This window comes from Oxalicibacterium flavum (assembly GCF_014635065.1).
In the GTDB taxonomy this organism is placed as follows: domain Bacteria; phylum Pseudomonadota; class Gammaproteobacteria; order Burkholderiales; family Burkholderiaceae_D; genus Oxalicibacterium; species Oxalicibacterium flavum.
The window spans coordinates 621765-647185 of the sequence record NZ_BMCG01000003.1 but is presented as its reverse complement, the minus strand read 5'-3'; the positions used below and the strand labels follow the sequence as shown (position 1 = coordinate 647185).

Below are 25421 nucleotides of genomic sequence, written 5' to 3'. Positions count from 1 at the left end.
CGGAAGTCTAATGCTGTGAATGCCGACGCATGGCTTGAAGAAAAACTGCAGTGAAGAATGGGAAAGTGACAAGAACCGCTTACCGTTTGACTTTCAGCAAGCCGGCCGCCTCAAGGCGCTTCCAGACCGCGTCCTTTTCCTCGTCGGTATAGATGATCCAGTTCAACACTTCGTCCCAGGTGCGGCCGCAACCCTTGCAGACTTCATCGCCATGCGACGTCGAGCAATAGCCCGCACAAGGAGAATCGGGACGCAGGGTCGAATTGCGCGCGGCATCGGAGGGTTGATCTTTGCTGCTCATGTCTGGAGGAAAAACGTAAAACGACGGTTCATTGTAATACCTGGGCGCCGCGAGCGCCGAGCCAATGCCGTTCAGTTCTGCTGGATGATGAAATCAGTCAGCAAGACATCCTCCGCCGCCTGTGTGCCGAGCACGAGATTGACGGAGTCGCGCATGGCTTCCTGTACATACGCCACCCCATCGGCCTGACGCGCGCGGGCCGAATCGAGATTGGCCAGCGTGGATTGCAGGGCAAAATCGATCTGCTGCTGGCGCTCGTCGATCACCGAGGCATTGGCGCTGCGACTCTGCACGGAAACCGTGGCGCGCAGCGAATAGTCGCTGCTGCGCACCACGATCGGACCGAAATTCGTATAGGCGACACCCGCCGCAGCACGTGCCTGGTATTTGAAGAACATCCACGCCGAAAAAGCACAGATGAGCGCGATCACCAGCGCCAGCAGGATATAGGCGATCGTGTTGTCCGACTGGGCGGTTTTGTAGCGCGACTTGGTGGCCATGGGAAATGGAAAGAACGACAACCGCAGCAGTGTAACCGATCCCGCCGCTCCATCATCCGAACAGCGTTCAGCCTTGTCCTACTCGGCAACCCTGACCGCAACCTTGCCGTCGCGTTCGAGCCTGTCCTCGATTTCACCAATCTGTGCTGCCAGCGAATTGCCGGTCTGATCGACGACGGCGACAATGCTCGCGTCCAGTCTGTCCAGGCGCGCGAGCAACGCGGTCCGCGCCTCGCTTTCCTGCAAGCTTTTTCCCTGCAGTTCGCCCTCGATGAAGCGCCGCAACTCGGTGAACCGCGATGCTTCCGCCTGATCGGCCAACTCACGGTTGGCCTGCAGTTCGCGCGCATGGCGACGCGCTTCCAGCAGTACCGAGCTTTGCAGATAGATGATGAAGGTCAGGAAGAACGCCGTCAGCACGGCCGTCAAGCCCAGCATCACCATGCCCAGCGGCGCATGGATGGTAGTCACGCCCAGCCAGAGGTCGGTCGGCGTAGTGAATGTCTCCCAGTTGAATGCGGCCAGTGCACCGATGGCAGCCAGGATCAGGACAAAAATAATGGTTCGGATCTGCATGCTGTGCCCCCTTCGCGATGTACGAGCGTATTGCCGGGATGGCGGACCGCTCCTCGAACGTTTTCTGTCAGACAACCATTGTGCCCATTTCTATCCCGGGACATTGTTCGGCACCGTACAACGGTAGCCGAGTCAATTTGACAATATCCGCAAAAATTCCTTTTTTTGATGATCCCTTCATGTAACATTCCTTGTGGCATTACCGCAGAACAATATTTATATAAACGGAGCGATACCCATGAAATTCAGATCCTTGGCAGCGGCATTGATGCTGACAATCGGCGCGGGAGCGGCGTCGGCACAGGAAATGATCCTGGTAGCAGTCAACGAAGGCGTGACATATCAGGAAGGCGGCCCTGCCAGCGAACGCTACAAGCCTTTGCTGCAACTGCTGTCCAAGGAATTGAAGCAGAACGTCAAGCTGCAGGCGGTGGACAAATACGCCGCGCTCGAAAAGGGGCTGGCCGAAGGCAAGTACGATCTCGCCTTCATCCATCCGGCGCATATCGGCCTGCAGGCCGTCAAGAAGGATGGCTACGAAGGCCTGGTGACGGCCAAGGGGTTTACAGACTACCGCGCGCGCGTGATGGTGCCGGCCAATTCGCCGCTGAAGTCGCTGCAGGACTTGCGCGGCAAGAAGATCGGCGTGCCCTCGCTGGAATCAATCACCACCGTGATGTTTACCGCCAACCTGCGCGAACTGAATTTCCAGCAGCCGGAAAAGAGCTTTACCGCCACCCGCTACCAGGATGCCGTGCCGTTCATGATCGACAACGGCTTCGTTGATGCCGGCGTGACCGGTTCCGCCGCCGTGGCCAAGGCCTGGACCGAAAAAGGCGGACGCATCCTCGGCGAAACCAAGCCAGTGCCGATCAAGCAATTCATCGCCTCGCGCAAACTGAGCGATGCCGACCGCGAAAAAGTACGCAAAACTCTGCTGGAACTCTCCGAAACCGAATCCGGCAAGGCCATCCTGCAGAAAATCGGCATGAGCGGCTTCCTCCCGTGGAACGACAACGTGATGCAGGAAGCCACGAAGCGTCTCGGCTTGTAACCCGGACAAGCCACCTTGATCAAGCCGCACCACCGTGCGGCTTTTTTACGACTGGTGCCGTCGGGCATTCTTGTCAGTTGATCCAGACGAAAATCCAACACTGCCTTTTGCATCCGTGACTTTCGGGCGCGGTCCTGCTATGCTGTGTTTTCATACAGTATTATCTTTTCGGTCGGGCCGCGCTCTTCACAGTTTCAACTGCGGTCCGACCTTTCTCTTCCTTTTCTTTTTTCTGCGCCCGGTATTGCTGTCCCTCCGTTCCGGTGCGTCCTGTGCTTGCCTATCTTCCGGTTTTCCCTCAAAGTAGCGCCCTGTCGTATTCGCTCGGGGTCCTGCGCACATCTGCGCGGGTGAGAGATACCCGTTGAACCTGATTGAGATAATCCTCGCGCAGGAAAGCACGTCGTCCCCGCCACCGTCATGGCGCCGAAGCAGCTGACCTGCCATGCATTGAAAGTCGATGATGGCCCTACCAGAAGCTGCCCCGGCAGCCAGTTCCGCACACCCTTCCCAGTTCAGTCCGCAGTTCATTCCAATTCCAGCCAACGACCGCGTGTTCTCGTTCCGCGACCATGCCGCGCTCTGGTTCAGCCTTGGCGTCGGCCTGCTGGTGATCCAGATCGGCGCCTTTCTCGGCACCGCGCTCGGCACGCAGACCGCGCTGTTCGCCATCGTGGTCGGCTCCGTGCTCGGCGCGGCGCTGCTGGCGCTGGTCGCCTACATCGGCTACCAGCGCGGCCTGTCGAGCCCGGTCCTGATGTGCCAGACGCTCGGCACCTCGTTCGCACGGCTGCCGGTAGTACTCAACGTGGTGCAATTGATCGGCTGGAGCGCCTTCGAACTGGTCGTCATGCGCGACGGCACCACCGCGCTGGTCAAGGACATCACCGGCATCGACGCGGTCTGGCTGCCGTACGTGGCGGCGCTGTTCTGGGGGCTGCTGCTGATCGGCCTCGCGACAGGTTCCATGATCGGACTGGTGCGCTGGTTCGTCGGCCGCTTCGGCCTGCCGCTGGTGATCCTGTCGCTGATATGGCTGACCTGGCAGTTCGGCGCCAAGGCACAGGCGCAGGGCTGGGATGCGATCTGGAACCGCGCCGGCGACGGCTCCATGAGCACGCTGGCCGGCATCGATCTCGTGATGGCGATGCCGGTGTCGTGGCTGCCGCTGGTGGCAGACTTCGCACGCTACGGCAAGGCCGGCGCATCGACCTTCCGCGGCACCTGGCTCGGTTTTGCGATCGCCAATATCTGGTGCCACGCGCTCGGCGTGCTGGTGGTCAGCACCACCGACGTCGGCGCCGACCTGATGGCGGCGCTGCTGCTGGCGCAGGGCGGCCTGATCGCGCTCGGCCTGATCCTGATCGACGAGATGGACAATGCCTACGGCGACATCTATTCGGGTTCGGTGGCGCTCAACTTTCTGCACGGCAGACGCTCGATCCGCTTCTGGGGCATCGCGCTGGCGACGCTGGCGACCGGCTGCGCGCTGTTCCTGCCGATGCATGGCATCGAACCCTTCCTGCTGATGCTGAGCTCGGTGTTCGTGCCGCTGTTCGGCGTGGTGGTGTCGCAGCTGGCGCTGCAGGGCGCGGCCACCAGCCGTCGCGTCAATCCGGTGCCGGTGGCGATCTGGATCGTCGGCATCGTCGCCTTCCATGCCTGCCCTGCGATCTGGCCGCAGGTCGGCTCGGCAATCCCGGCGCTGCTGATCACGCTGATCCTGGGCACGCTGTATCGCGTCACGCGCACGCCGACATTACAGGCGGCCTGATCCGCCGGAGACGATAAAAAAAGCCGATGCAGTTGCATCGGCTTTTTTCATTCGGCGCTGGCCGGCGGTCGTTCCCATCCGCCACCGAGCGCCTTGAACAGATCGGTGGTGCCGGTCAATCGCGACAGCCGCTGCTGCGCCAGCGAATCCTCGGCAGAGAACAGCGTGCGCTGCGCGTCGAGCAGGCTGTTGAGGTCGTCGGCGCCCTCGCGGTAGCGCAGTTCCGACAGGCGCAACGCACGCTGCGCCTCGGCGCGGATTTCAGTCTGCGAACGTTCCTGCTCGCGATTGCGCGTGGTATTGCCGAGCGCATCCTCGACTTCCTTCAAGGCCGTGTAGATCGTGCTGCGGTAGCTTTCGACCAGTTGCCGCCGCGACGACTCGCTGCTTTCGACCTGCAGCCGCAGGCGGTTGCCGTCGAACAGCGTCTGCACGATGGAAGCGGCGATACCGATGCTGTAGGTCGGGCTGCCGAGATTGAGCAGCGCCGAGCTCGATGCGCCGGCCGCGCCGCTCAGGGAAATCGTCGGCAGCAGGGCCGCGCGTGCCGCCGCCACGTTGGCATCGGCCGCGTACAGGGTGGCTTCGGCGCTCGCAATGTCGGGGCGCCGCGTGATGAGCGTCGATGGCAGGTTCGGCGCCACCTCGGGCACTGCCAGTCCTTCGATTCCCTGCGCCGCGACCTGCAGCGACTGCGGCGGCCGTCCGAGCAGGATCGCGAGCGCGGTCACCGTCTGCCGTTCCTGCGTCTGCAGCGGCAGGATGGTGGCGCGCTGGGCCAGCACCGTGCTGCGCTGGCGGCTGACGTCGAGCGCGGAAGCCGAACCATAGCGGTAGCGCGCCTCGACGATGGCGAACAGCTTCTCCGCAATCGCCAGGTTCTGCTCGGCGATCTTCAGCCTAGTGCGCAGCGCCAGCGTCTGGAAGTAGGCATTGGCAACGCCGGTGGTCAGCGTGGTGCGCGCCGTTTCCAGATCAAAGCGGGTGGCATCGAGCGAGGCATTGGCACTGGCCGCGGTGGCCGCCACGCGGCCCCAGACGTCGACTTCGTAATTGACCTGCAGCGAGGCGCCCGACGATTCGCTCTTGGCCCAGCCGCCGACGGTGGCGGTGCCCGACTTGACGCGGCCGGTGCCGGTATCGGCGCTGACGGTCAACAGCGGGAACAGCGAGGCGCCGGCACTGCGCGCGGTGATCTCGGCCTGCGTGACGCGCTCCGCCGCAATCAGCAATGTGGGATTGGTGGCCTGCGCATCCTCGATCAGCGCGCTCAGTTCTTCCGACTGGAAGCCGCGCCACCAGTCACGCTGCAGCGCGGCGTTGCCGGATGAGGCTTCCATCCAGGTTTGCGGTAGCGCGACGTCGGGACGTGTGGCCTCGATGTGACCGGCGCAGGCAGACAGGGCAAGCACCGTCGCCAATGCCAGCGCAAGGCGGGTCGGACGAAAAATTTTTTGCATGTTCATGTTGTTTACTCCGCCGCCAGCGCAACCACCGGGTCGAGCTGTGCGGCCTTCTTCGCCGGCAGATAGCCGAATACGAGACCTGTCATGAAGGCGCAGCCAAACGCCAGCAGCACCGGCATCAGCGAATACTTGATCGGCGTACCGAAGGCGCCGATCACACCGGCTGTCGCCAGCCCGATGATCACGCCGATGGCGCCGCCGATGGCCGACACCACCATCGCCTCGATCAGGAACTGCTGCATGATGTTGCGCTCGCGCGCACCGGTCGCCATGCGGATGCCGATCTCGCGCGTGCGTTCGGTGACCGACACCAGCATGATGTTCATGACGCCGATGCCGCCGACCAGCAGCGAAATCGCCGCGATCGAGCCGAGCAGAATGGTCAGCGTGTTCTGCGTCTGCTCCATCGCTTCCATCAGCGACGCCATGTTGCGGATCTGGTAGTCGACCGTGCCGTGGCGCTCGAGCAGCAGCTTATCGACCGCATCCTGCGTCTCGTCGATGTGCGCCGTGTCTTCCACCGCCACTGTCACGTTGCGCAGGTAGCGCTGGCCCGACAGACGCAGACTGCTGGTCGAGTACGGCACGAAGATGATGTCGTCCTGGTCCGAACCCATCGGCGAGGCGCCCTTGTCGGACATCACGCCAACCACCTGAAACAGCAGGTTGTTGATGAGGATGAACTGGCCGATCGGATTCTGCTGGCCGAACAGCGCATTGGCGGTCGTCCTGCCCAGCACCGCGACCGCCGCGTAGCTGTCCTCGTCCTCCTCGCTGAAGAAGGTGCCAAGCGCCGGCTGCCACTGGCGCGCCAGCGGGAACTTGGCCGAGGTGCCGTTGACGCTGGTCGAGGTATCGGCATCGCCGAAGCGCGCGGTCACGCTGCTGTTCTGCTCGGGAATCGCCGCCAGCACGTTGGGCAGTTCGTTGATCGCCTTGACGTCGTCGACCACCAGCGTCGCGGTACTGCTGAAGCCGCGCTGGTTGGGCGCGCCCGGCCGCACCAGCAGCAGGTTGGAGCCCATCGAACTGATGCGCTCGACCACCATCGCCTTGGCACCGTCGCCGATCGCCAGCATCGCGATCACGGAGGCCACGCCGATCACGATGCCGAGCAGCGTCAGCACCGAGCGGAACAGGTTGGCGCGCAGCGAGCGCATCGCCATCTTGGCCGCTTCCAGCACGTCGGCGATGCGCGAACCCTCACGCGGCACGATCGGCCGCTTGAAGGTCTGCTGCGTCTGCGACACCGGCGCCGGTCCCGGATCGGACAGGATATTGCCGTCGCGGATTTCGATCAGGCGGTGCGCATGCTCGGCCACCTCCTTGGCGTGCGTGATCAGCAGCACGGTATGGCCGCGCTCGGACAGGTCCGCCAGCAGCTTCATGACGTCCTGCCCGCTCTTGCTGTCGAGCGCGCCGGTCGGTTCGTCGGCGAGGATGATGCGGCCGCCGTTCATCAGCGCGCGCGAGATCGATACGCGCTGCTGCTGACCGCCGGACAACTGGTTGGGACGATGATGCGAGCGCTCCGCCAGGCCCAGTTCGCTCAGCAGTTCCTGCGCGCGCTCGTGCCGTTCGGCCGGCGGCAGGCCGGCGTACATGGCGGGCACCTCGACGTTCTCGGACGCGCTGGCCGAAGCGATCAGGTTGTAGCTCTGGAACACGAAACCGAAATCGTCGCGCCGCAGCAGCGCCAGTTCGTCGCGGCTGAAGCCGGATACGTCGCGTCCCATGAACAGATACTGTCCTTTGGTCGGACGATCGAGGCAGCCGAGGATATTCATCAGCGTCGATTTGCCGGAACCGGAAGCACCCATGATGGCGACGAATTCGCCCTCATAAATCTTGAGGTCGATGCCATGCAGCACCTCGACCTCGAGGCCGCCATTGCGGTAAGTCTTGGTGACGCCGCGCAGCTCGATCAGCGGCTGCTGGTCGGCCGAACGGCCGCCGTCGATCGGCACCATGCTTTGCTGTTCGCTCATCAACGGCTCCGCATCGGCGTACCGCCCATGCCCGGCGGCATGCCAGCCACGCCGGACGGACGGCTGCTGTCCTGCTGCGCCTGCTTGAAGCCGGTGATGACGCGATCGCCTTCCTTCAGGCCGCTCAATACCTGCATCTGCACACGCGTGGTCACGCCAAGTTCGATGGTACGCGTCTCGATGTTGTTGTCGCCGTCAACCACGCGCACGGTGCCGGTCTTGTTCTGCGCCTGCTGGTTGGCACCGGGCAGGCCGCTGCTGTCGGGTTGTGCATCCTCACTTGCTGCCCCGGCGGTCTTGTCGTCCACGGCCGGCGCAGCGGTGGCAGCAGCCGGCGCTGCACCCTTTTCCGTACCACTGCCATTACCTTCACCCCGTTCGCGCTGGCGGCGTTCGCGCATGGCAGCCCTTTCCTCGGGCGACATCTTCTCGAAGGCCGCGCGGCGCTGTTCGGGCGTCATGTTGGCAAAGTTGTTGCCTGCCGACGCGCCGACCGTACCCGTACCAGCGGCTCCCGCAGCACGGCTGCCGCCGCGTGTCAGCGTCACGGCGGCGGTCGGCACCAGCAGCGCGTCCTTGGCCGACGAGGCAATGAAGAACACCTGTGTCGTCATGTTCGGCAGCAGCGCCTGATTGCGGTTTGGCACGTCGAACAGCGCGTTGTACAGCACCACATTGTTGGTGACGGTCGGCGTCGGCTCGAGCTTGCGCAGCTTGCCGTACCAGCGGCGCCCCTGGCTGCCGAGCGTGGTGAAATAGACTTCCATGTCCTTGCGCAGCTTGCCGACCTCGGCCTCCGACACCTGGGTCTGCACCGTCATGGTCGAGAGGTCGGCAACGCGCAGGATGGTCGGCGCCGACTGATTGGCGTTCAGGGTCTGGCCCTGGCGCGCCGTTACCGAGACCACGGTACCGGACATCGGCGCATAGATCTTGGCGTAGTTGAGATTGGCTTCGTCGGCACGCAGAGACGACTCGGTCTGCTCGATCTGTGCCTGGATGGCTTCGATCTGCGCACGCGCCGAACGCAGCGTGGTTTCTGCCGTCTGCAGCGATTCGCGCGTGGTCGCGTCCTCGGCAAACAGGTTCTTCTGGCGCGTATATTGGATTTCTGCCAGCGCCAGCTGGGCTTCCTGATTCTTCTTGGAAGCGATCTGGTTGCGCAGGCCGGCGCGGCGCGCATCCACGGTCGCACGCAACACGGTCGGATCGATCTCGGCCAGCAGGTCGCCTTCCTTGACCACCGAGCCGATCTCCACGTGCAGCTTCTTCAACTGACCCGACACCTGCGCACCGACATCGACGTATTCGAGCGGCTGCACGGTACCGGTCGCCGTCACCAGGTCCTCGATGTCGCCGCGCTCGATGGCGGTCACCTGGTACTGGTTCAACGCGTTCTTCTTCGCATTGATCTTCTGCCAGCCCCAGTAGCCGCCGAGCGCAAGCAGCACGATCAGTGCGCCGGTCAGGGTATAGCGGTTGAGCACCCGCTGGCGCAGGCTGCGCGCTGGCGATGGTTTCGACGATGGATTCTTTGGCTGGGACATGATGGATCGGGAAGGCAGCGTTATCGTTCGGACAGTGAAACGTCAGGTTTGTTGCGGCATGCGGCGGTTTCCGCGCGCCATCAACGATAGCCAGAGGTTAAGGCATGAGCAAGCATATCCATGCGTCGCGCAGGTAAAGAATTGTGAAGACGGACAGCCAATCGGACGGCCCGTCTATCCGCGCTGCGGCAAACACCGGACGCAAAAACGACGACGCCGGAAATCGCATGATCTCCGGCGTCGTCGTTCATTTCGCCATGCGCGCATGGCAGATGGATCAGCGCTCCACGAAGGCGCGTTCGATCACGTAGTCGCCCGGCTGGCCAATGCCCGGCGAGACTTCAAAGCCGAGCTTGTCGAGTTCGGCCGAGGTGTCCTTCAGCATTTCAGGGCTGCCGCAGATCATGGCGCGGTCGGTCAGCGGGTCCATCTGCGGGATGCCCAGCGTTTCGCACATCAGGCCGCTCGAGATGGCGGTGGTGATGCGGCCCTTGTTGGCGAATTCCTCGCGCGTGACGGTCGGGTAGTAGAGCAGCTTCTCGGCGATTTCCTCACCCAGGCCTTCGATCTCCAGCAGTTCCTTGCCGATGTAGTCGCGATAGGCGAGTTCGCTGACCAGACGCACGCCGTGCACCAGGATCACCTGCTCGAAGCGCTCGTAGGTTTCCGGATCGCGGATGATGCTCATGAACGGCGCGAGGCCGGTGCCGCTGCCGAACAGGAACAGACGCTTGGCCGGCAGCAGGTCGGAGATCACCAGCGTGCCGGTCGGCTTGCGGCCGACCAGCAGTTCGTCGCCGACCTTGAGGTTCTGCAGATGCTTGGTCAGGGCGCCGTCCTGCACCTTGATCGAGAGGAATTCCAGATGTTCTTCCCACGACGGGCTGGCAATACTGTAGGCGCGCAGCAGCGGTTTGTCGTTGATGGTCAGACCGATCATGACGAAATGGCCGCTTTCGAAGCGGAAGCTCGGTTCGCGCGTGGTGGTGAAGGAGAAAAGCGTGTCGTTCCAGTGGTGGACGGACAGAATACGAACGGTGTCAAAAGCAGCCATAAAATCAAAGCATCCTAATATCGAAATCGAGCGCCCGGCTCGGCAAATGCGGCAAGGCCCGCACAATCGTGCGAACCGAGCCCTTGCGGACAAGAGCGCTATTTTAACAGTGGGGGATCAGGCAACTACAGGCGTCGAACCGGTCTGACTTGCAGCAGAAAGGGATGGTGCCAACCCAATCGGAATCATTTGAGAACGGTTCTCATTATATCGCCCGCCTTCCCTTCAGGCAACCGGCCGCCGTGCAGCATACAGAAGAACCGGTCAACGCTGCGGATTGAATGGTTATTTCCTTATAACCAGACATGCGGTTTCCATCACTGCCGTGCCCTGCCGCCCAAAGAAAAAAGCAGACGCGCCGGTCTGCTTTTCTCGTTCTCCTGCCGTGCTTACTTCGCGGTTGCGGCTGCCGCAGCGGCGGCGGCATCGGCCTTCTTGATCGACGGTTCGACCGTCGCGATATCCTCGTTCTGCACGATCTTGACGATCTTGCCATTGGCAATGTCGTCGCAGACCTCGGTCAGCAGGCGAATCCCGAGCGGCGCCAGATCGCGCTTCCAGAGCAGTTCCGGGGTGTCGCCGGGCAGCACGAACACGTGCTCCTGCGCCGCGATCGGGCCACCATCCATGACTTCGTCGAGCCAATAGACGCTGCCGCCGGCGACCTTGTCGCCCATGCGGATGGTCCAGATGATGGCGTCCTTGCCACGATGCAGCGGCAGCAGCGACGGGTGATAGCCGATTGCGCCGTAAGTGGTGCGGTTGCGGGTGGGTTCGCGTACGAAATCGTGCGAGTGCGCGGTGACGATCAGATCGACGCCGTCGGGAATGGTGTTTTCATTGAGCAGGCCGGATTTCATCCACTTGACACCGGCCGCCTCGGCCACCGCCTTCAGACGATCAGGGCCACCATCACCGCTGAGTTCGGGCGACGATACGCCAACCATGTTGTGACCTGCCGCCAGCAGGGCCGAGAAAACCTCTGCACCGAAGTGCTTTTGTCCACAGATATAGATGTTCACGTAATGATGGCGATTCGAACGATCGCTGTTGTTGTCGGTTGATATTCAGGCGCACTGCGAAGCTCGCACCGGCCGGCTCTCGCCATGCCAGCGAGCGCACACAAGGCACGCGCCCGGCTGCATGACGACCCAGCATTGTAGTACAGGACGCGGTGGGCGCCAAAATGCCGCCCTGCCCCCTGCTATTCGCCGACGCTGCCCGTGACCGGCAGCACGATGCCCGTGATGTAGCTCGAACACACGGGAGACGCCAGAAATACATAGGCGGGAGAAAGCTCCTCCGGCTGTGCCGGGCGGCGATAGTCGGTCTGCGCGCCGAACTCGGCCACCTTGTCCGCCGGCCGGTCGGCCGGATTCAACGGCGTCCACACCGGTCCCGGCGCCACCGCATTGACGCGTATGCCCTGCTCGAGGACGTTGCCGGCCAGCGCCATCGTGAAGGCATGGATCGCGCCCTTGGTGGTCGAATAGTCGAGCAGCTTCTTGCTCCCCCTGAGTCCCGTCACCGAACCGGTATTGATGATGGAAGCACCGCGCTTCATGTGCGGCAGCGCCGCCTTGGCCATGTGGAAATAGCCATAGACGTTGGTCTTCATGGTTTCGTCGAAGCGCTCCTCGCTCAACTCGGGCAGCGAATCGGCATGCTCCTGGAATGCCGCGTTGTTGACCAGCACGTCGAGCCGGCCAAAGGTCTTCACGGCTTTCTTCACCGCCTTGACGCAGAAGGCTGCACTCTTTACATCACCCGGAATCAACAGGCATTGCCTGCCTTCGGCTTCGACATGGCGGCGCGTCTCGCGCGCATCGCCGTGCTCGTTCAGATAGACGATGGCCACATCCGCACCCTCGCGCGCGAACAGCACGGCGACCGCGCGGCCGATGCCGGAATCGCCGCCGGTGACGATCGCTGCCATGCCCTTGAGCTTGCCGCTGCCGCGATAGCCCTTGGCAAGGAACTGCGGCTTGAGGTCGAGATCGCTTTCATTACCGGGCTTGCGCAGATGATTGCGCGACAGCGGCGGTGCCGGCTGCGCCTTGGCGCCGGTTTGCACGGCGCTGCGTTTCTTCGGGCTCTGCTTCTTTGCCGCATCCTTACCGTCCTGTTCCTGCTGCAACCTGCGCTGCTTGCGCACAGTCGCCTGACTGCCATCCTTGCCGGTTCTGGTCGCCATGCTGTCTCCTTGTTCGTAATGGACAAAGGCAAAACCGTATGACGCAGCGGCTGCGGTGATGTTCCCGATCCGGAAAGAAAGAACTCAGGCTTCCTGTCCGGCAAGCAGCATGGAGCGCAATTCGTCGAATGCCAGCGGCTGGCCGATGAAATATCCCTGCGCTTCGTCGCAACCGTTCTGTTTCAGGAACGCAAGATGCTCGGGACGTTCGACCCCTTCGGCGATGACCTTGATCTTCAGATTGTGCGCAAGCGCGATGATGGTCTGGGAAATGACGGCGTCGTCGGGATCGCTGTCGCAATTGAAAATGAAGGATTGATCGATCTTGAGTCGATCGATCGGAAAACGCTTGAGATAGGCGAGACTTGAAAACCCGGTGCCGAAATCGTCGAGCGACAGCTGGATCTTCATCGCATTGAGCGCCTTGAGCACGCCGATGATGTCTTCCACATTGTGCATCACCATGCTCTCGGTCAGCTCAAGCTCGAGACAGTTGGGATCGATGCCGGTGGCGTCGAGCGTACGCCGGATGACCGAGATGAAATCCTTCTCGCCCAGCTGGCGCGCCGACAGATTGACCGCAACGCGCAATGGCGGCAAGCCGGAAGCGAGCAGCTCGCACATCTGGCGACAGGCCGTTTGCAGTACCCAGTTACCGATGGGGATGATCAGCCCGTTGTGCTCTGCCATCGGAATGAAATCCAGTGGTGAGATCAGGCCGCGCCGCGGATGCCCCCATCGGATCAGCGCCTCGACACCGATGATGCGCCCGCTCGCAAGCTCGATCTGCGGCTGGTACAGCAGATGGAATTCGTCATTCTCCAGCGCGCCCCACAGATCGTGCTCGAGCGCAAGACGCTGGCCGGTACGCGCGTTCATCTCCTTTTCGTAGAACTGGAAGTTGTTGCGCCCGCTTGACTTGGCGCGGTACATGGCGGCATCCGCATTGGCCAGCAGGGATTCGGCATCGCTGCCGTCGGTCGGATAGGAAGCGATGCCCATGCTGCAGGTCACGACGATATCCTGCCCGCGAATCATGACCGGCTTGATCATCTCGTGCTGCACGCGTTGCATGACGTGCGACACGCCGCTCTGCATGTTCTGGTTGATCAGCAGCAGCACGAACTCGTCGCCGCCGATACGCGCCACCGTGTCGCCGGCACGCACGCAATTCTGCAGGCGGGTGCCGACGGTAGCGATCAGTTCGTCACCGGCGCCATGACCAAGGCTGTCGTTGACCAGCTTGAAGTTGTCGAGATCGATGAAGACGATGGTCAGCATCTGCTCGTAGCGCTGCGCATGAATCAACGCCTGCTGCACGCGCTCGTTGAGCAGATTGCGATTGGCCAGCCCGGTCAGCGTGTCGTAATTGGCCTGATGCTCGAGGTCCTCCTGATAGCGCTTGATCTGCGTGACGTCATACAGCACGCCGACGAAATGATTGACCGCGCCCCCCTGCCCCTCGCTGACCGGTGCGATATAGAGTTCGTTGAGGAACATCGTGCCGTCCTTGTGATAATTCCTCAGCAGGACGGATGCCGGTCTTTGCTCGCGAATGGCCGCGCGCAGTTTCTCGAGTTCCGGCTGCTCGGTATCCCCACCCTGCAGGAAGCGGCAATTGCGGCCGATCGCCTCCTCGCGCGAATAACCGGTAATGCTTTCGAAGGCACCGTTCACATAGATCAGCGGCATATCGGGCATCTGCACATCGACGATCACGATCGGATTGACGCAAGCCTCGATGGCGCGGTTGCGAAGAAGCAGTTCTTCCTCGACTTTCATGCGCTCGGTGATGTCGATCGCCATGCCGCCGATGCGAACGCTCTTTTCACCCTCCACCAGCGGAAACTTGGTTGACAGCCAATGGGTCTCGCCATGTACGCAGGCCACCAGTTCGACGATCTGCAGCGCCTTTCCGGCATCCAGTACACGCTGATCGCCCGCTTGCAGACGATCCGCGATCTGCCGCGGAAACAATTCGTCAAGCCGCTTGCCGATCGCTTCTCCACGCTGCAGGCCAAGCGCGGTATCGAGCGCATGATTGGCATAGACGAAACGGCCCTGCTCGTCGCGTATGAAGGCGGCTCCCGGCATGTTCTCCATGAAGGTGCTGAACATGTGGTTGAGTTCCCGCAGCTCGCGTTCGACGCGCCGTCGCGCGTCGCGCTGCTCGACATGTTCGAGTACCCGCGCCACCGCACTCGCCAGACGAGACAGGTTGGTCTTGATGACGTAATCGCTGGCACCGAGCTTGAGCGACTCGATCGCCATTTCCTCGCCGATGCGTCCGGAAACGAATATGAAGGGAATGTCGGGCTGCACCTGCTTGACGACCTTGAGCGCCGACAGGCCATCGAAATGCGGCATGGAAAAATCGGACAGCACCAGATCGGGACCGAACTGCTCCATTGCCGCGCGCAGGTTCTGCTCGGTATCGACGCGCTGATACTCGTGCAGAATGCCGCTGCGCTTGAGCTCGCGCGACGCCAGTTCGGCATCGTGCGGCGTATCTTCGACGAACAGTATCTTGATCATGGAATGGACCGCCTCGGTTATCAGCGCCGGCTCGGGATTCTGTTCAGGATGGCCCAGTAGAAACCGACCTTGGAAACCTCCTCGAAGAACTTCTCCGACTCGACCGGCTTGACAAGGTAACTGTTCACGCCCAGTTCGTAGCAGCGCTTGATATCGGGCTCTTCCGCACTCGACGTCAGCATGATGACTGGAATGATGCGGGTCCGTTCGTTGCCCTTGATGACGCTCAGCACTTCCAGCCCCGTTACCTTGGGCATCTTCAGATCCAGCATGATCAGTGTCGGATCGCCGTCAACACGGTTGGCGAACTCTCCTTCGCGGGCGATGTAATCAAGCGCCTGCTGTCCGTCGCGGACCCAGGTGATGTTGTTGACGAGTCCGACACGCTTGAGCGCGCGCATCGTCATTTCGGCATCCGTCGCCGTATCCTCGACGAGCAGGATATGCACTGGCAGCATGTCGTTCATGCAGTGGTCTCCTCTTCTTCCCTTGGCAGGCTGAAATTGAAAATCGTCTCCTGTCCCGGCGAGCTTTGTGCCCATACCCGTCCGCCGTGCCGCACCACGACCCGTTTCACGATCGCCAGCCCGACCCCGGTTCCGGGGAACTCCTGTTCGCTGTGCAGACGCTGGAACACGCCAAACAGCTTGTCGTAGAAACGCATGTCGAAGCCGACACCGTTGTCGTGCACGGCATAGATGATCTCTTCCTCTTCCTCGCGCGCGCGTACCTCGACCCGTGCCTGCTGCGTCGTGCTGCTGTACTTGACGGCATTGGCGAGCAGATTGGCCAGCACCTGACGCAGCAATGCGCGGTCCCCGCGACACGGAGGCAACTCTTCCCTGTGGAACGAAGGCGCGCGCTCTGCATGGGCGCATACCTCATGCCAGACCTCGTCGACCAGCGCGTTCATGTCGATCTCACGCAGTTCGACCGGCTTGCGCCCCAGGCGGGAGAAGGTCAGCAGATCGTCGATCAGCATGCCCATCTTGCGGCTGCTGTCGCGCACCACTTTCAGGATGCGTCTGCCCTCGTCATCCAGCCTGTCTTCGAAGTCCTCCTGCAGGATGCGCGAATAGCCATCGATTGCGCGCAGCGGCGAACGCAGATCATGCGACACCGAGTAGCTGAAGCTTTCCAGCTCCTTGTTCGTCAATTCCAATTGCGCCGTATATCGCTGCGTCTCGCGCTGCGCCCGTTTGCGCTGCTCTCCTTCGCGCAGGATGAGCCAGATCGCGTAACACAGGAAACCGACTGCAAACAGGTTGCCGAAGAAAACCCATCTGCCGGTCGAGCGCGCATTGTCCTTGACCAGCGCCGCGCGCTCCTTCAACAGGCGTTCCTCGATTTCCAGCATGCGATGGACCTGCACATGTACCTGCCCCATGGTGGAAAGTCCCTTGCCCTGCACCAGATCGACGATTCCCGCCTTGTCGATGACAGGATGCGCATCGAGCATTTCTATGCCCAGCCGCAGCGCATGCATGCGCTGCCGGATCATGTCCTCCAGGGCGGGAATCTGTTCATGCAGAGATCGATTGTCGGCCGTCGTCTCGCGCAGAAAGGACAGCCGCCCGGCCAGGCGCTGTGCCACGGCGTCATGCGCCAGAAGAAATGTCTGATGTCCGGTCAGGAGATATCCACGCTGGGCGGATTCCGCATCCTTCACGTCGAGCAGAATCTGATGCATGGTTTCGATCACCACGTGCGCGTTCTCGACCGTGCGCGAATTTTCCGCAAACTGATTGATGCGGATCAGCGTCATGCCGGACAGCAGGATGAGGATCAGCAGGGCCAGCGCGAGACCGGCCTTGATCGCCAGTGATCTCCTGATTACCCGCGTCCATCGAGGTTTGCCGGCCATGGTATGCATCCCGATAATGCCGATGCCGAACGGCATGGTTCGAAATATTGATGGAAAACCGCTCGTTCCAATAAGCGAAGCGCGTCATTTTCAACTGTTGCCCAAAAGATTTTATTAGATAAAAAAGTGTTTCCCCACAAAAATCTCATGGTTGTTCGACGAATTAACAAACTCCTGCCAAAGCCACCGAAAACGCGAAATGCAAAGCCGTGCCAATCCCATATTCATGGGGTATTTTCTTAAATTTCCGATCCACCATTCTTTTACATTTAACAAATCCGCGAGCCCGGACAGCCGCATGTCCATCCTTCAGAAATCATGCCGATGTTTGCGCACGCCAAACCATTCATTCCGCGACAAAACGATCCCGCGCATGGACCGTGTGCAGGAACAGGCCCATCTGTATACACTGACCGCATGATCTCGATTACTTCCTGCGGGAGCCAGCCATGAACACCATGAATGTCCAATTCAATGTCAGCGTATTGGCGGTGCCGAGCTTCGTTCATCCCGATGAATTTTCCAAATGGCTGCACCAGGAGACGCGCGCCTTGCAGGACCTGGCGGACGAACACAGCCTGATCATCGTGCGCCTGTACCTGCCGCAGCGCATCAAGGATGTATGGAGCCGCAAGGAGCTCGACGCGCTCCTGCAAGGCATCACGGACAAGTATCCGCAGATATTCCGCACGGAGATGGTCGTCATCCAGGACGATCTCAAGCTCTCGGAAGTGGAGTTGCTGCAGTCCGATGCGGAAAAGGAAATCGCTGCCCTCATGGAATCCATGGAGCGCTATCAGGAAGAGATGCTCGCGCGCAGCAAGCTGCATTAACCACTGCGCCGATCCCCCCGGCCGTGATCTTGTCTTGCTCAATTACGGCATGCCGGCATAGGGATATGCCGGACGCCCGTTTGAAAGGCAGTGGAAAAAAGCCCTTTCAAATCAAGCATCTTTGATCTCTTTCCACAGTTACACACAATCTTGTCCACAGAAATTGTGCACAAGCCCCGCCCGGTGAATCAGGCTGCGCAGGTATGATGACGGAAATGCCGGTCATCGGCTTCGAGAAACAAGTTCGCTCATCTGCGGTTATCCAACCTCGATCTTCATGTCAGCACGCCTGCCTTTTCCGATCCGTCATCCATGCCCGCCGGGCGCATGCATCTGCGATCAGGAAGCCATGCTGGACGATCCGCAGGCGGACCTGCGCATCCTGCGCCTGACCCGTGAAGAAGAAAGAAAACTGCTCGCGCGTCTCGAAGCGATCGCCTCCTACAATGACCTTCGGCACATGCAGCAGCGCATGGTCGAACAACTCGGCATCGTCGTGACCATCACGCCCAGCGTCCGTGGCGTCAGAACGGTACGTGGCCTGTCGATCAAGGTGGAAGAACAACGCGGACTGTGCCGCAGAACGCGCCAGAACATCTCGTCCGCGATTCGCAAATGCCTGGAAAACAATGAGGCGATCGCCTTCGCGATCGTCGATGCGCACGATCTGCTGGCACCCACGCAGGCGCAGTTGCAGGCCGCAACGGACGATCCCGCCGCCCCCTCTTCCTTATCGAAACCATGAATCGGGCAACACGTATCGCAACCGGCATTGCGCTGGCATTCGGCATCGCATTGCAGGCCTGTGCGCAGAGCGGGAATGTCGAAGCCGGCAGAAAGGCCTTCGGCAAATGCATCTATTGCCATCAGGTCGGGCCATCGGCACGCAACATGTTCGGCCCGCATCTCAATGGCATCGTCGGGCGGCGCGCCGGCTCGGCGCCGGATTACCGATATTCCGCCGCCATGAAAAATGCCGGCATCGTCTGGACCGAGGAGAACCTGCGCGCCTTCGTGCGCAAGCCGGGCAAGGTCGTGCCCGACAACAACATGCGCTTCTATGGCCTCTGGAGCGACAAGGAAGCAGCCGATCTGGTCGCCTATCTGCGTACCCTGAAATGATTCCAGCGATACCGCTCGTCCGGGAGCGTGCCCTCGCCATTGCGTTCATGACCGCCATCGCTTGCCATGTCCGGGCACCTTGGTGAGGACGTGGACAGCGTCGCCTTCAATACCCATGATGCCGACATTACAAAAACAGCGATAAATCCATTATTTATCCGCTTTTCTCGCCATTTTTGATGAAAAACATGTATTTACCATATTCATGGTATGCACTTTGTATCCAAGCGCGTGATAGCGTCGTGAAAAATTTCCGCACGGCATTACAGTACCGTACTCCCGAAATTTGAGTCATTCACATCCCGGCCACGTCGGGAAATCCAACCGCGCGAGGAGATACACGATGTTTGCAGACATGAAGGTCGGGACCAAACTCACCCTCGGTTTTGGCGTCACCGCATTGCTTGCGCTTCTGATCGCCGCCGCCTCCCTTTTTCAGATCGACAGTATCGGCAAGGTGGTTCACGACCAGAATCTGCTGCGCACCCAGCAGCTCGAACGGCTCTACGTGGCGCGCGAAGCACTCGGACAAACCGGCCTCGCCGCGCGCAACGCCTACATCTTCACCGATCCGGCCGATGCCGCACGCGAACTGGACATCCTCGATCGGCAAAAAGACATCTATCTGCAGGCGCTCGAGCAACTCACGCCTCTGCTCAAGGACGACGCTGCCTTCCAGAAGGCCAGAAACGGCCTGCTCGTCATGGCACGCGAACTCGAGCGGCCACGCCAGTTTCGCGAAAGCGGCCGCATGACGGAGTTCGGCGATTTCCTCGTCAATGAATGCAGTCCGCTGCGGCGTCAGATCGTGACCGACATCGATGCCGTCCTCGACAACATCCAGGCCAGCGTCGATGCGCGAAGCGCGGATGCCGATCGTGTTTCCAGGCAGGCCTTCCTGATCATCTCGGTGGCGGCGGGTGCGGCCATTCTGCTCGGCCTGGGACTCGGCGTCGCGATCAGCCGCGCCATCACCGTTCCGCTCAGACAGGCGGTCCGTGTGGCACAAACCGTTGCCGGCGGCGACCTCACCAGCCGGATCGACGTGCGCTCCCGCGACGAAACCGGCCAGTTGCTGCAGTCGCTGAAGGACATGAACGCATCGCTGGCACGCATCGTCGATGAAGTGCGCAGCGGCACCGCCAGCATTGCCAGCGCGTCGCAGCAGATCGCCAACGGCAACCTCGACCTGTCCTCGCGTACCGAACAGCAAGCCGGTTCGCTCGAAGAAACCGCGTCGTCGATGGAACAGCTGACCGCTACCGTGCGACAGAATGCAGACAATGCGCGGCAGGCCAACGACCTGTCTCACGACGCATCGGAAATCGCCGTCAAGGGCGGCGCAGCGGTACAGCAGATGGTCGTGACCATGGGCGGCATTAATGACTCCGCCAGAAAGATCACCGACATCATCGGCGTCATCGACGGCATCGCATTCCAGACCAACATCCTGGCACTCAATGCCGCAGTCGAGGCAGCCCGTGCCGGCGAGGAAGGCCGCGGCTTCGCGGTGGTCGCCGGAGAAGTCCGCAACCTCGCCCAGCGCTCGGCTGCCGCGGCAAAGGAGATCAAGATTCTGATCGCCGACTCTGTCGGTCAGGTCGAGACCGGCAGCAGACTGGTTGAGCAGGCCGGCGCCACCATGACCGAAGTGGTGGCAAGCGTCAAACGGGTGACGGCCATCATGAGCGAAATCATGGCCGCCAGCCAGGAGCAGAGTGCCGGCATCGAACAGATCAACGAAGCCATTACGCAGATGGATCACGTCACGCAGCAGAATGCGGCGCTGGTGGAGGAAGCCGCGGCGGCTGCCGATGCGCTCAGGGAACAGGCCGGAAAACTCGAGGATAGCGTACGCATCTTCAGGCTGGACAATACTCCGCAAGACGTTTCGCCAACCACCATGCCCTCTCGTCTGGCCAGCACGCTGTCGCAGCCACAAGGCAGAATCCGCGGTACCCGGCCTGCCGCGCTGCCCGCCATGGCAATGGCAGCCGGCATTGATTGACTCATGGCAGGCATCCAAACAGTGAACTTTTGGACAACAAAATACCCTAAGAAAACAGATCGTGCTGTTGCCGACGATCGATATCTTGTTTGGAGTAACGATCACAGGGACGCCTTACGCGCCCGCCAACCGAAAGGAAGACAATCATGAAGAGATTCATTGCGATGCTGTGCGTGGTAGCCATGGGCGTAGGCCTGACCGCCTGTAACACCGTCAAGGGCGCAGGCAAGGATGTGGAACGCGGCGGCGAGAAAATCCAGGGCAAGTAAGCCAGCTCGACAAAAAGCCGGGATGCACATGCATCCCGGCTTTTTTTATTCCTCCAGGTTACGCCCCCGGTACGCTTCCCATCGAAATCCAACCTCACCCAATTTGTAATGGAATGTTGCGAACCTGCCGGCATCTTGCTGCCATATGACGCTAAGTGACATCCACAGTTTACGCTCCACAGCCCCTTCCCTATAGTTCGCACAACAAAAGCTTCACGGTTTTTTAACGAATTCAGAAGCTGGTTTGCTTCAGGTTCCGTCCTGTACGGACCTGATATCTGTTCACTTTCCAAGGAAGAAAATCAATGGGCAAGTCCTTATTCGTCGCATTTACCCTGGCCATGACCTTGAGCGCTTGCGGCTCCGATACACAAGCGCCCGATACCCCATTGACGGCAGAAGAAGAAGCGGCAAAAGCAGAGCGCATTCGCAAGGCCAACGCTGCAGCCGAATCGCAACTGGGTCACTGATCCGACAACAGCTGCAATAAAAAAACCGCCTCTCAAGGCGGTTTTTTCATGACTGCAAGCGATGAAGGCACTATTGCAAGTGCCGTGACATCTCAACATCGCCTCGGAAATTCCGAGAGAATCCTCTCCCGCACCTCGCTGCATCAGGAAGGCTCGCGAAAAAGCCGACGCGGAATCCACCACAGATAGAAGATCATCCCCAGCAATTCGACCAGCGATTGCACGACGATGACCACCGCGGCAATCCGCCAGCCGTCGGGCAGCGTCAGGGCAAATGGCAAGACCACAAATGAATTGCGCGTGCCGAAACTGAATGCCAGGGTACGGCCCTGATCGACAGGCAGCTTCATGAGACTGGCGATGAATCTGGCAGCCAGTGCCGCAAGCAGCAGATACAGTATGCAAACCGGAATGACCGATTGCAGCAGGGTTCCGGCAGCCTCATAGACATGCGCGGCCTGTGCAGCCGCGATCAGCAATACCACCAGAGCCAGCAGCGGAACCGGCAGGACGGCGAGGCGCTCGCGTATCCTGCCGCGCGCATGCGAGGATTCGAACCAGCGTTCGCAAGGCAACGCCAGGGCAAGCGGAATCGCAACGATGAGAACGGCTGGAATCAGCGTGGCGACATCGAATACCCCGGTCAGCCCATCACCCATCAGCAGCCACAGGTACAACGGCAGCAATACCAGTTGCAACAGCAGATTGATGGGCGTGACCGCGATCGCCCGCGGCGTATTGCCGCCGCCCAGCTGTGTAAATGTGATGAACCAGTCGGTACAGGGAACCAGCAGGACCAGCGCCATGCCCAGCCGCAATGCGGGATCAGCCGGCAGCATGGGCAGCAGTGCCGCCACCAGGAGCGGCAGGACGAGAAAATTACCGACGACGATTGCCAGCAAAAACCGGTAATCGCGCAAGGCTTCGCGCAGATGCAGCAGCGGCACCTGGATGAAGGTCGCATACAGCAGCATGACGAGGACCGGCCACAGCAGCGATTCGTACATCGGCTGAAGCGCGGGCAGACCGGTACCGAGCAGAAGCCCGATCAGGATGGAAACGAGGTAGATCCAGACCTGGTGTCGTTCGAGAAACGTGCGAAGCAGAAGAGCCTCCTGGAATCACGAAGAAAGTCGCCGGTTGCGACCATGGACATCAGTGAAGGAAAGGCGGGGGAATTCTGGGGTGGCTGATGGGACTCGAACCCACGACGACAGGAATCACAATCCTGGACTCTACCAACTGAGCTACAGCCACCGTTGTTTTCCCCACGAGTGCGGGGAAGCTGGCTATTATACGAAATCTGTGTGGCTGTGGCAAATCATTCGCGCGCCGCATCCGTAGCGCACGGCGCATCGTCCACAGCCAGCGAAGTCACCGATGGATGCAGACCCAGCAGCTCGGCAAAGGCACGGCGCAAGGCCGCCTCGCTGCCGGTGGTGAAGGCTTCGATATTGCCTGGCCCGCCAACCAGACGCTGCACGCCGCGCTGCTGCAGTTGGCGTTCGAGCTGGCGCGTGACGGCTTCGCCAGTATCGATGATGGTCACCGGCTCCGCGCTCACACGCTTGGCGATCGCATCGATCAGCGGTTCGACGAACGGATAATGGGTGCAGCCCAGCGCAATCGTATCCGCCCCGCCCTGCAGCAAAGGCATCACGTAACGTTCGACCATGGCGATGGTTTCGGGCGAATCCAGTTCCCCCTTCTCGATCTGGTCGACCAGGCCGACGCAGGCCTGCGCGATGATTTCGACGCCGGTATCCGCCGTGATGCGCTCGCACAATGCCTTGAAACGCCCGCTGGCGATCGTGCTGGCGGTTGCCAGCACACCGGCCTTGCCGCTGCGGCTGAACACGGCAGCCGGTTTGACGCCCGGCTCCACGCCAACCACGATCAGATCCGGATAACGCTGCCGCAAGGCCTCGATGGCAGCGGCGGTGGCAGTGTTGCAGGCCACCACGATGGCCTTGACGTTTTTGCTGCGAAGAAAAGCCGCGATCGCCAGCACGCGCGCCACGATCTGCGCGTCGCTCTTGCCGCCATAGGGCGCGTGGCCTGAATCGGCAAAGCAGATGACATGGTCGGACGGCAGCAGCGAGGTGACATGACGCAGCACGGACAGCGCACCGATGCCGGAATCGAAAATACCGATCGGCGCCTCGGCGGCGACGGGATCGGGAAAGGCGGAAAAAGCCATTGCGGTGAGGTTCTCTTTCTTAGTTCTTATTGTCTGTGCATCAGGCCGGCAAGGCATCGAGACGAATCTTCTCGATGCGTTCCTTCCATTCCTTCGGGCCGGTCGTATGCACCGACGTACCCTGCGAATCGACGGCCACCGTGACCGGCATGTCCTTGACGTCGAACTCGTAGATCGCTTCCATGCCCAGATCGGCAAAGCCGATCACGCGTGCGTTCTTGATCGCCTTCGACACCAGGTAGGCCGCGCCGCCGACCGCCATCAGGTAGGCCGACTGGTGCTTGCGGATCGCCTCGATCGCGACCGGGCCGCGTTCAGCCTTGCCGATCATGGAGATCAGGCCGGTCTGCGCCAGCATCATCTCGGTGAACTTGTCCATGCGCGTGGCCGTCGTCGGGCCGGCGGGGCCGACCGCTTCGTCGCCGACCGGATCGACCGGACCGACATAATAGATCACGCGATTGGTGAAATCGACCGGCAGCTTTTCGCCCTTCGCCAGCATGTCCTGGATGCGCTTGTGGGCGGCGTCGCGCCCGGTCAGCATCTTGCCGTTCAGCAGCAGCGTCTGGCCCGGCTTCCACGAGGCGACTTCCTCGCGCGTCAGCGTATCCAGGTTCACGCGCTTCGACTTCTCGGTATCCGGTGCCCAGCTTACATCCGGCCAGTCGGACAGCGACGGCGGTTCGATGTAGGCCGGACCGGAACCGTCGAGCACGAAGTGCGCGTGGCGCGTGGCGGCGCAGTTCGGAATCATCGCCACCGGCTTGGATGCCGCATGGGTCGGATACATATTGATCTTCACGTCGAGCACGGTGGTCAGCCCGCCCAGCCCTTGCGCGCCGATGCCGAGCGCATTGATCCTGTCGCACAGCTCGATGCGCAGTTCCTCTGTCTTGTTCTGCGGACCGCGCTGCTTGAGCTCGTACATATCGATGTCGTCCATCAGCGACTGCTTGGCCATCAGCATCGCGCGCTCGGCCGTGCCGCCGATGCCGATGCCGAGCATGCCCGGAGGACACCAGCCGGCGCCCATCTGCGGCACCGTGTTGAGCACCCAGTCCACCAGCGAATCGGACGGATTCAGCATGACGAACTTGGTCTTGTTTTCCGAGCCGCCGCCCTTGGCCGCGACCTGCACATCGACCGTGTCGCCGGGCACCAGTTCCATGTGCACCACGGCCGGCGTGTTGTCCTTCGTGTTCTTGCGCTCGAACTGCGGATCGGCCACGACCGACGCGCGCAGCGTATTGTCCGGATCGTTGTAGGCACGGCGCACGCCTTCGTTGACGGCATCGGTGATCGAGCGTTCGCCGAAACCCTCGAAGCGCACATTCATGCCGATCTTCAGGAAGACGTTGACGATCCCGGTGTCCTGGCAGATCGGGCGCTTGCCTTCGGCGCACATGCGCGAATTGGTCAGGATCTGTGCGATCGCATCCCGCGCGGCCGGGCTCTGTTCCACTTCATAGGCGCGCGCCAGATGCTGGATGTAGTCCTGCGGATGGTAGTAGCTGATGTACTGCAGGGCCGCGGCAACGGATTCGATGAGGTCGTCTTGTTTGATGATGGTCATGGCAGTTTCGGCTAGAGTCGATCAGGTTGAGGGACGAACTTCGGTGAGGCGACTGCGGATTGACGACGAAGGCGCCGTCATGCGGTCATGCAC

General features: G+C 61.1%; 23 protein-coding genes, 1 tRNA gene and 1 riboswitch. Of the genes, 8 read left to right on the top strand and 16 right to left on the bottom strand.

Annotated features, from left to right (window positions below; all coding sequences use genetic code 11):
• Positions 1–79: 79 nt before the first annotated feature.
• The 3 genes from IEV38_RS10085 to IEV38_RS10075 form a co-directional block, all read right to left on the bottom strand.
• The gene (locus IEV38_RS10085; RefSeq protein WP_188396036.1) at positions 80–301 is read right to left on the bottom strand and encodes a DUF1289 domain-containing protein; all 222 of its coding nucleotides are present in this window, start codon (positions 299–301) and stop codon (positions 80–82) included.
• A 71-nt stretch (positions 302–372) separates the two neighbouring features.
• On the bottom strand, positions 373–801 hold the full coding sequence (locus IEV38_RS10080) for a flagellar basal body-associated FliL family protein (protein ID WP_188396035.1): 429 nt from the start codon (positions 799–801) through the stop codon (positions 373–375).
• Positions 802–879: 78 nt separating this feature from the next.
• The gene (locus tag IEV38_RS10075; RefSeq protein WP_188396034.1) at positions 880–1377 is read right to left on the bottom strand and encodes a LapA family protein; all 498 of its coding nucleotides are present in this window, start codon (positions 1375–1377) and stop codon (positions 880–882) included.
• Positions 1378–1615: 238 nt separating this feature from the next.
• On the opposite strand from IEV38_RS10075, the gene IEV38_RS10070 reads away from it, so the two are divergent.
• Both IEV38_RS10070 and IEV38_RS10065 read left to right on the top strand, forming a co-directional pair.
• A complete protein-coding gene (locus IEV38_RS10070) occupies positions 1616–2431 on the top strand; it encodes a phosphate/phosphite/phosphonate ABC transporter substrate-binding protein (protein ID WP_188396033.1) in 816 nt (271 codons plus the stop codon).
• 315 nt (positions 2432–2746) lie between these two features.
• A riboswitch (TPP riboswitch) is annotated at positions 2747–2845 on the top strand.
• A gap of 49 nt (positions 2846–2894) precedes the next feature.
• Complete coding sequence (locus IEV38_RS10065; RefSeq protein ID WP_188396139.1) at positions 2895–4205, top strand: purine-cytosine permease family protein; 1311 nt, start codon at positions 2895–2897, stop codon at positions 4203–4205.
• A gap of 47 nt (positions 4206–4252) precedes the next feature.
• On the opposite strand, the gene IEV38_RS10060 is transcribed toward IEV38_RS10065, so the two are convergent.
• The 9 genes from IEV38_RS10060 to IEV38_RS10020 all read right to left on the bottom strand — a co-directional run bounded on the left by IEV38_RS10060 (position 4253) and on the right by IEV38_RS10020 (position 16853).
• Entirely contained in the window at positions 4253–5671 is a 1419-nt protein-coding gene (locus IEV38_RS10060) for an efflux transporter outer membrane subunit (RefSeq protein WP_188396032.1), read from the bottom strand.
• A gap of 5 nt (positions 5672–5676) precedes the next feature.
• Complete coding sequence (locus IEV38_RS10055; RefSeq protein WP_229728970.1) at positions 5677–7659, bottom strand: MacB family efflux pump subunit; 1983 nt, start codon at positions 7657–7659, stop codon at positions 5677–5679.
• Positions 7659–9206 (bottom strand): efflux RND transporter periplasmic adaptor subunit, encoded by a 1548-nt coding sequence (locus IEV38_RS10050; RefSeq protein ID WP_188396031.1) that lies wholly within the window; start codon positions 9204–9206, stop codon positions 7659–7661. Before IEV38_RS10050 ends, IEV38_RS10055 begins: the two co-directional genes overlap by 1 nt.
• 277 nt (positions 9207–9483) lie before the next feature.
• On the bottom strand, positions 9484–10260 hold the full coding sequence (locus tag IEV38_RS10045; RefSeq protein ID WP_188396030.1) for a ferredoxin--NADP reductase: 777 nt from the start codon (positions 10258–10260) through the stop codon (positions 9484–9486).
• Positions 10261–10649: 389 nt separating this feature from the next.
• Complete coding sequence (locus tag IEV38_RS10040; protein WP_229728969.1) at positions 10650–11282, bottom strand: formyltransferase family protein; 633 nt, start codon at positions 11280–11282, stop codon at positions 10650–10652.
• A 182-nt stretch (positions 11283–11464) separates the two neighbouring features.
• Positions 11465–12454: an SDR family oxidoreductase gene (locus IEV38_RS10035; protein ID WP_188396029.1), complete on the bottom strand. Its 990-nt coding sequence runs from the start codon at positions 12452–12454 to the stop codon at positions 11465–11467.
• 84 nt (positions 12455–12538) lie between these two features.
• Entirely contained in the window at positions 12539–14989 is a 2451-nt protein-coding gene (locus IEV38_RS10030) for an EAL domain-containing protein (protein WP_188396028.1), read from the bottom strand.
• A gap of 20 nt (positions 14990–15009) precedes the next feature.
• Positions 15010–15456 (bottom strand): response regulator, encoded by a 447-nt coding sequence (locus IEV38_RS10025; protein ID WP_188396027.1) that lies wholly within the window; start codon positions 15454–15456, stop codon positions 15010–15012.
• A complete protein-coding gene (locus IEV38_RS10020; protein ID WP_188396026.1) occupies positions 15453–16853 on the bottom strand; it encodes a sensor histidine kinase in 1401 nt (466 codons plus the stop codon). The genes IEV38_RS10025 and IEV38_RS10020 overlap by 4 nt, the downstream gene beginning before the upstream one ends.
• A 449-nt stretch (positions 16854–17302) precedes the next feature.
• On the opposite strand from IEV38_RS10020, the gene IEV38_RS10015 reads away from it, so the two are divergent.
• From IEV38_RS10015 to IEV38_RS09990, 6 genes are all read left to right on the top strand, one after another.
• Entirely contained in the window at positions 17303–17686 is a 384-nt protein-coding gene (locus tag IEV38_RS10015) for a hypothetical protein (protein ID WP_188396025.1), read from the top strand.
• Positions 17687–17963: 277 nt separating this feature from the next.
• Positions 17964–18431 carry a hypothetical protein gene (locus IEV38_RS10010; RefSeq protein ID WP_188396024.1) on the top strand — a complete coding sequence of 156 codons (468 nt, stop codon included), beginning with the start codon at positions 17964–17966 and terminating at the stop codon, positions 18429–18431.
• Positions 18428–18808 carry a c-type cytochrome gene (locus IEV38_RS10005; protein ID WP_188396023.1) on the top strand — a complete coding sequence of 127 codons (381 nt, stop codon included), beginning with the start codon at positions 18428–18430 and terminating at the stop codon, positions 18806–18808. Before IEV38_RS10010 ends, IEV38_RS10005 begins: the two co-directional genes overlap by 4 nt.
• Before the next feature lie 343 nt (positions 18809–19151).
• On the top strand, positions 19152–20816 hold the full coding sequence (locus tag IEV38_RS10000) for a methyl-accepting chemotaxis protein (RefSeq protein WP_188396022.1): 1665 nt from the start codon (positions 19152–19154) through the stop codon (positions 20814–20816).
• Positions 20817–20962: 146 nt separating this feature from the next.
• Positions 20963–21085, top strand: a complete 123-nt coding sequence (locus tag IEV38_RS09995) for an entericidin A/B family lipoprotein (RefSeq protein WP_188396021.1) — start codon at positions 20963–20965, stop codon at positions 21083–21085.
• A 305-nt stretch (positions 21086–21390) separates the two neighbouring features.
• Positions 21391–21555 carry a hypothetical protein gene (locus tag IEV38_RS09990; protein ID WP_188396020.1) on the top strand — a complete coding sequence of 55 codons (165 nt, stop codon included), beginning with the start codon at positions 21391–21393 and terminating at the stop codon, positions 21553–21555.
• Between the two features lie 143 nt (positions 21556–21698).
• Here the strand turns inward: IEV38_RS09990 and IEV38_RS09985 are convergent, their stop codons facing one another.
• The 4 genes from IEV38_RS09985 to IEV38_RS09970 all read right to left on the bottom strand — a co-directional run bounded on the left by IEV38_RS09985 (position 21699) and on the right by IEV38_RS09970 (position 25328).
• A complete protein-coding gene (locus tag IEV38_RS09985; RefSeq protein ID WP_229728968.1) occupies positions 21699–22562 on the bottom strand; it encodes a bile acid:sodium symporter in 864 nt (287 codons plus the stop codon).
• Positions 22563–22736: 174 nt separating this feature from the next.
• Positions 22737–22812 (bottom strand) — tRNA-His (locus IEV38_RS09980).
• 64 nt (positions 22813–22876) lie between these two features.
• Positions 22877–23755 (bottom strand): glutamate racemase, encoded by an 879-nt coding sequence (murI, locus tag IEV38_RS09975; protein WP_188396019.1) that lies wholly within the window; start codon positions 23753–23755, stop codon positions 22877–22879.
• 40 nt (positions 23756–23795) lie between these two features.
• Positions 23796–25328 (bottom strand): fumarate hydratase, encoded by a 1533-nt coding sequence (locus tag IEV38_RS09970; RefSeq protein WP_188396018.1) that lies wholly within the window; start codon positions 25326–25328, stop codon positions 23796–23798.
• Positions 25329–25421: the final 93 nt, after the last annotated feature.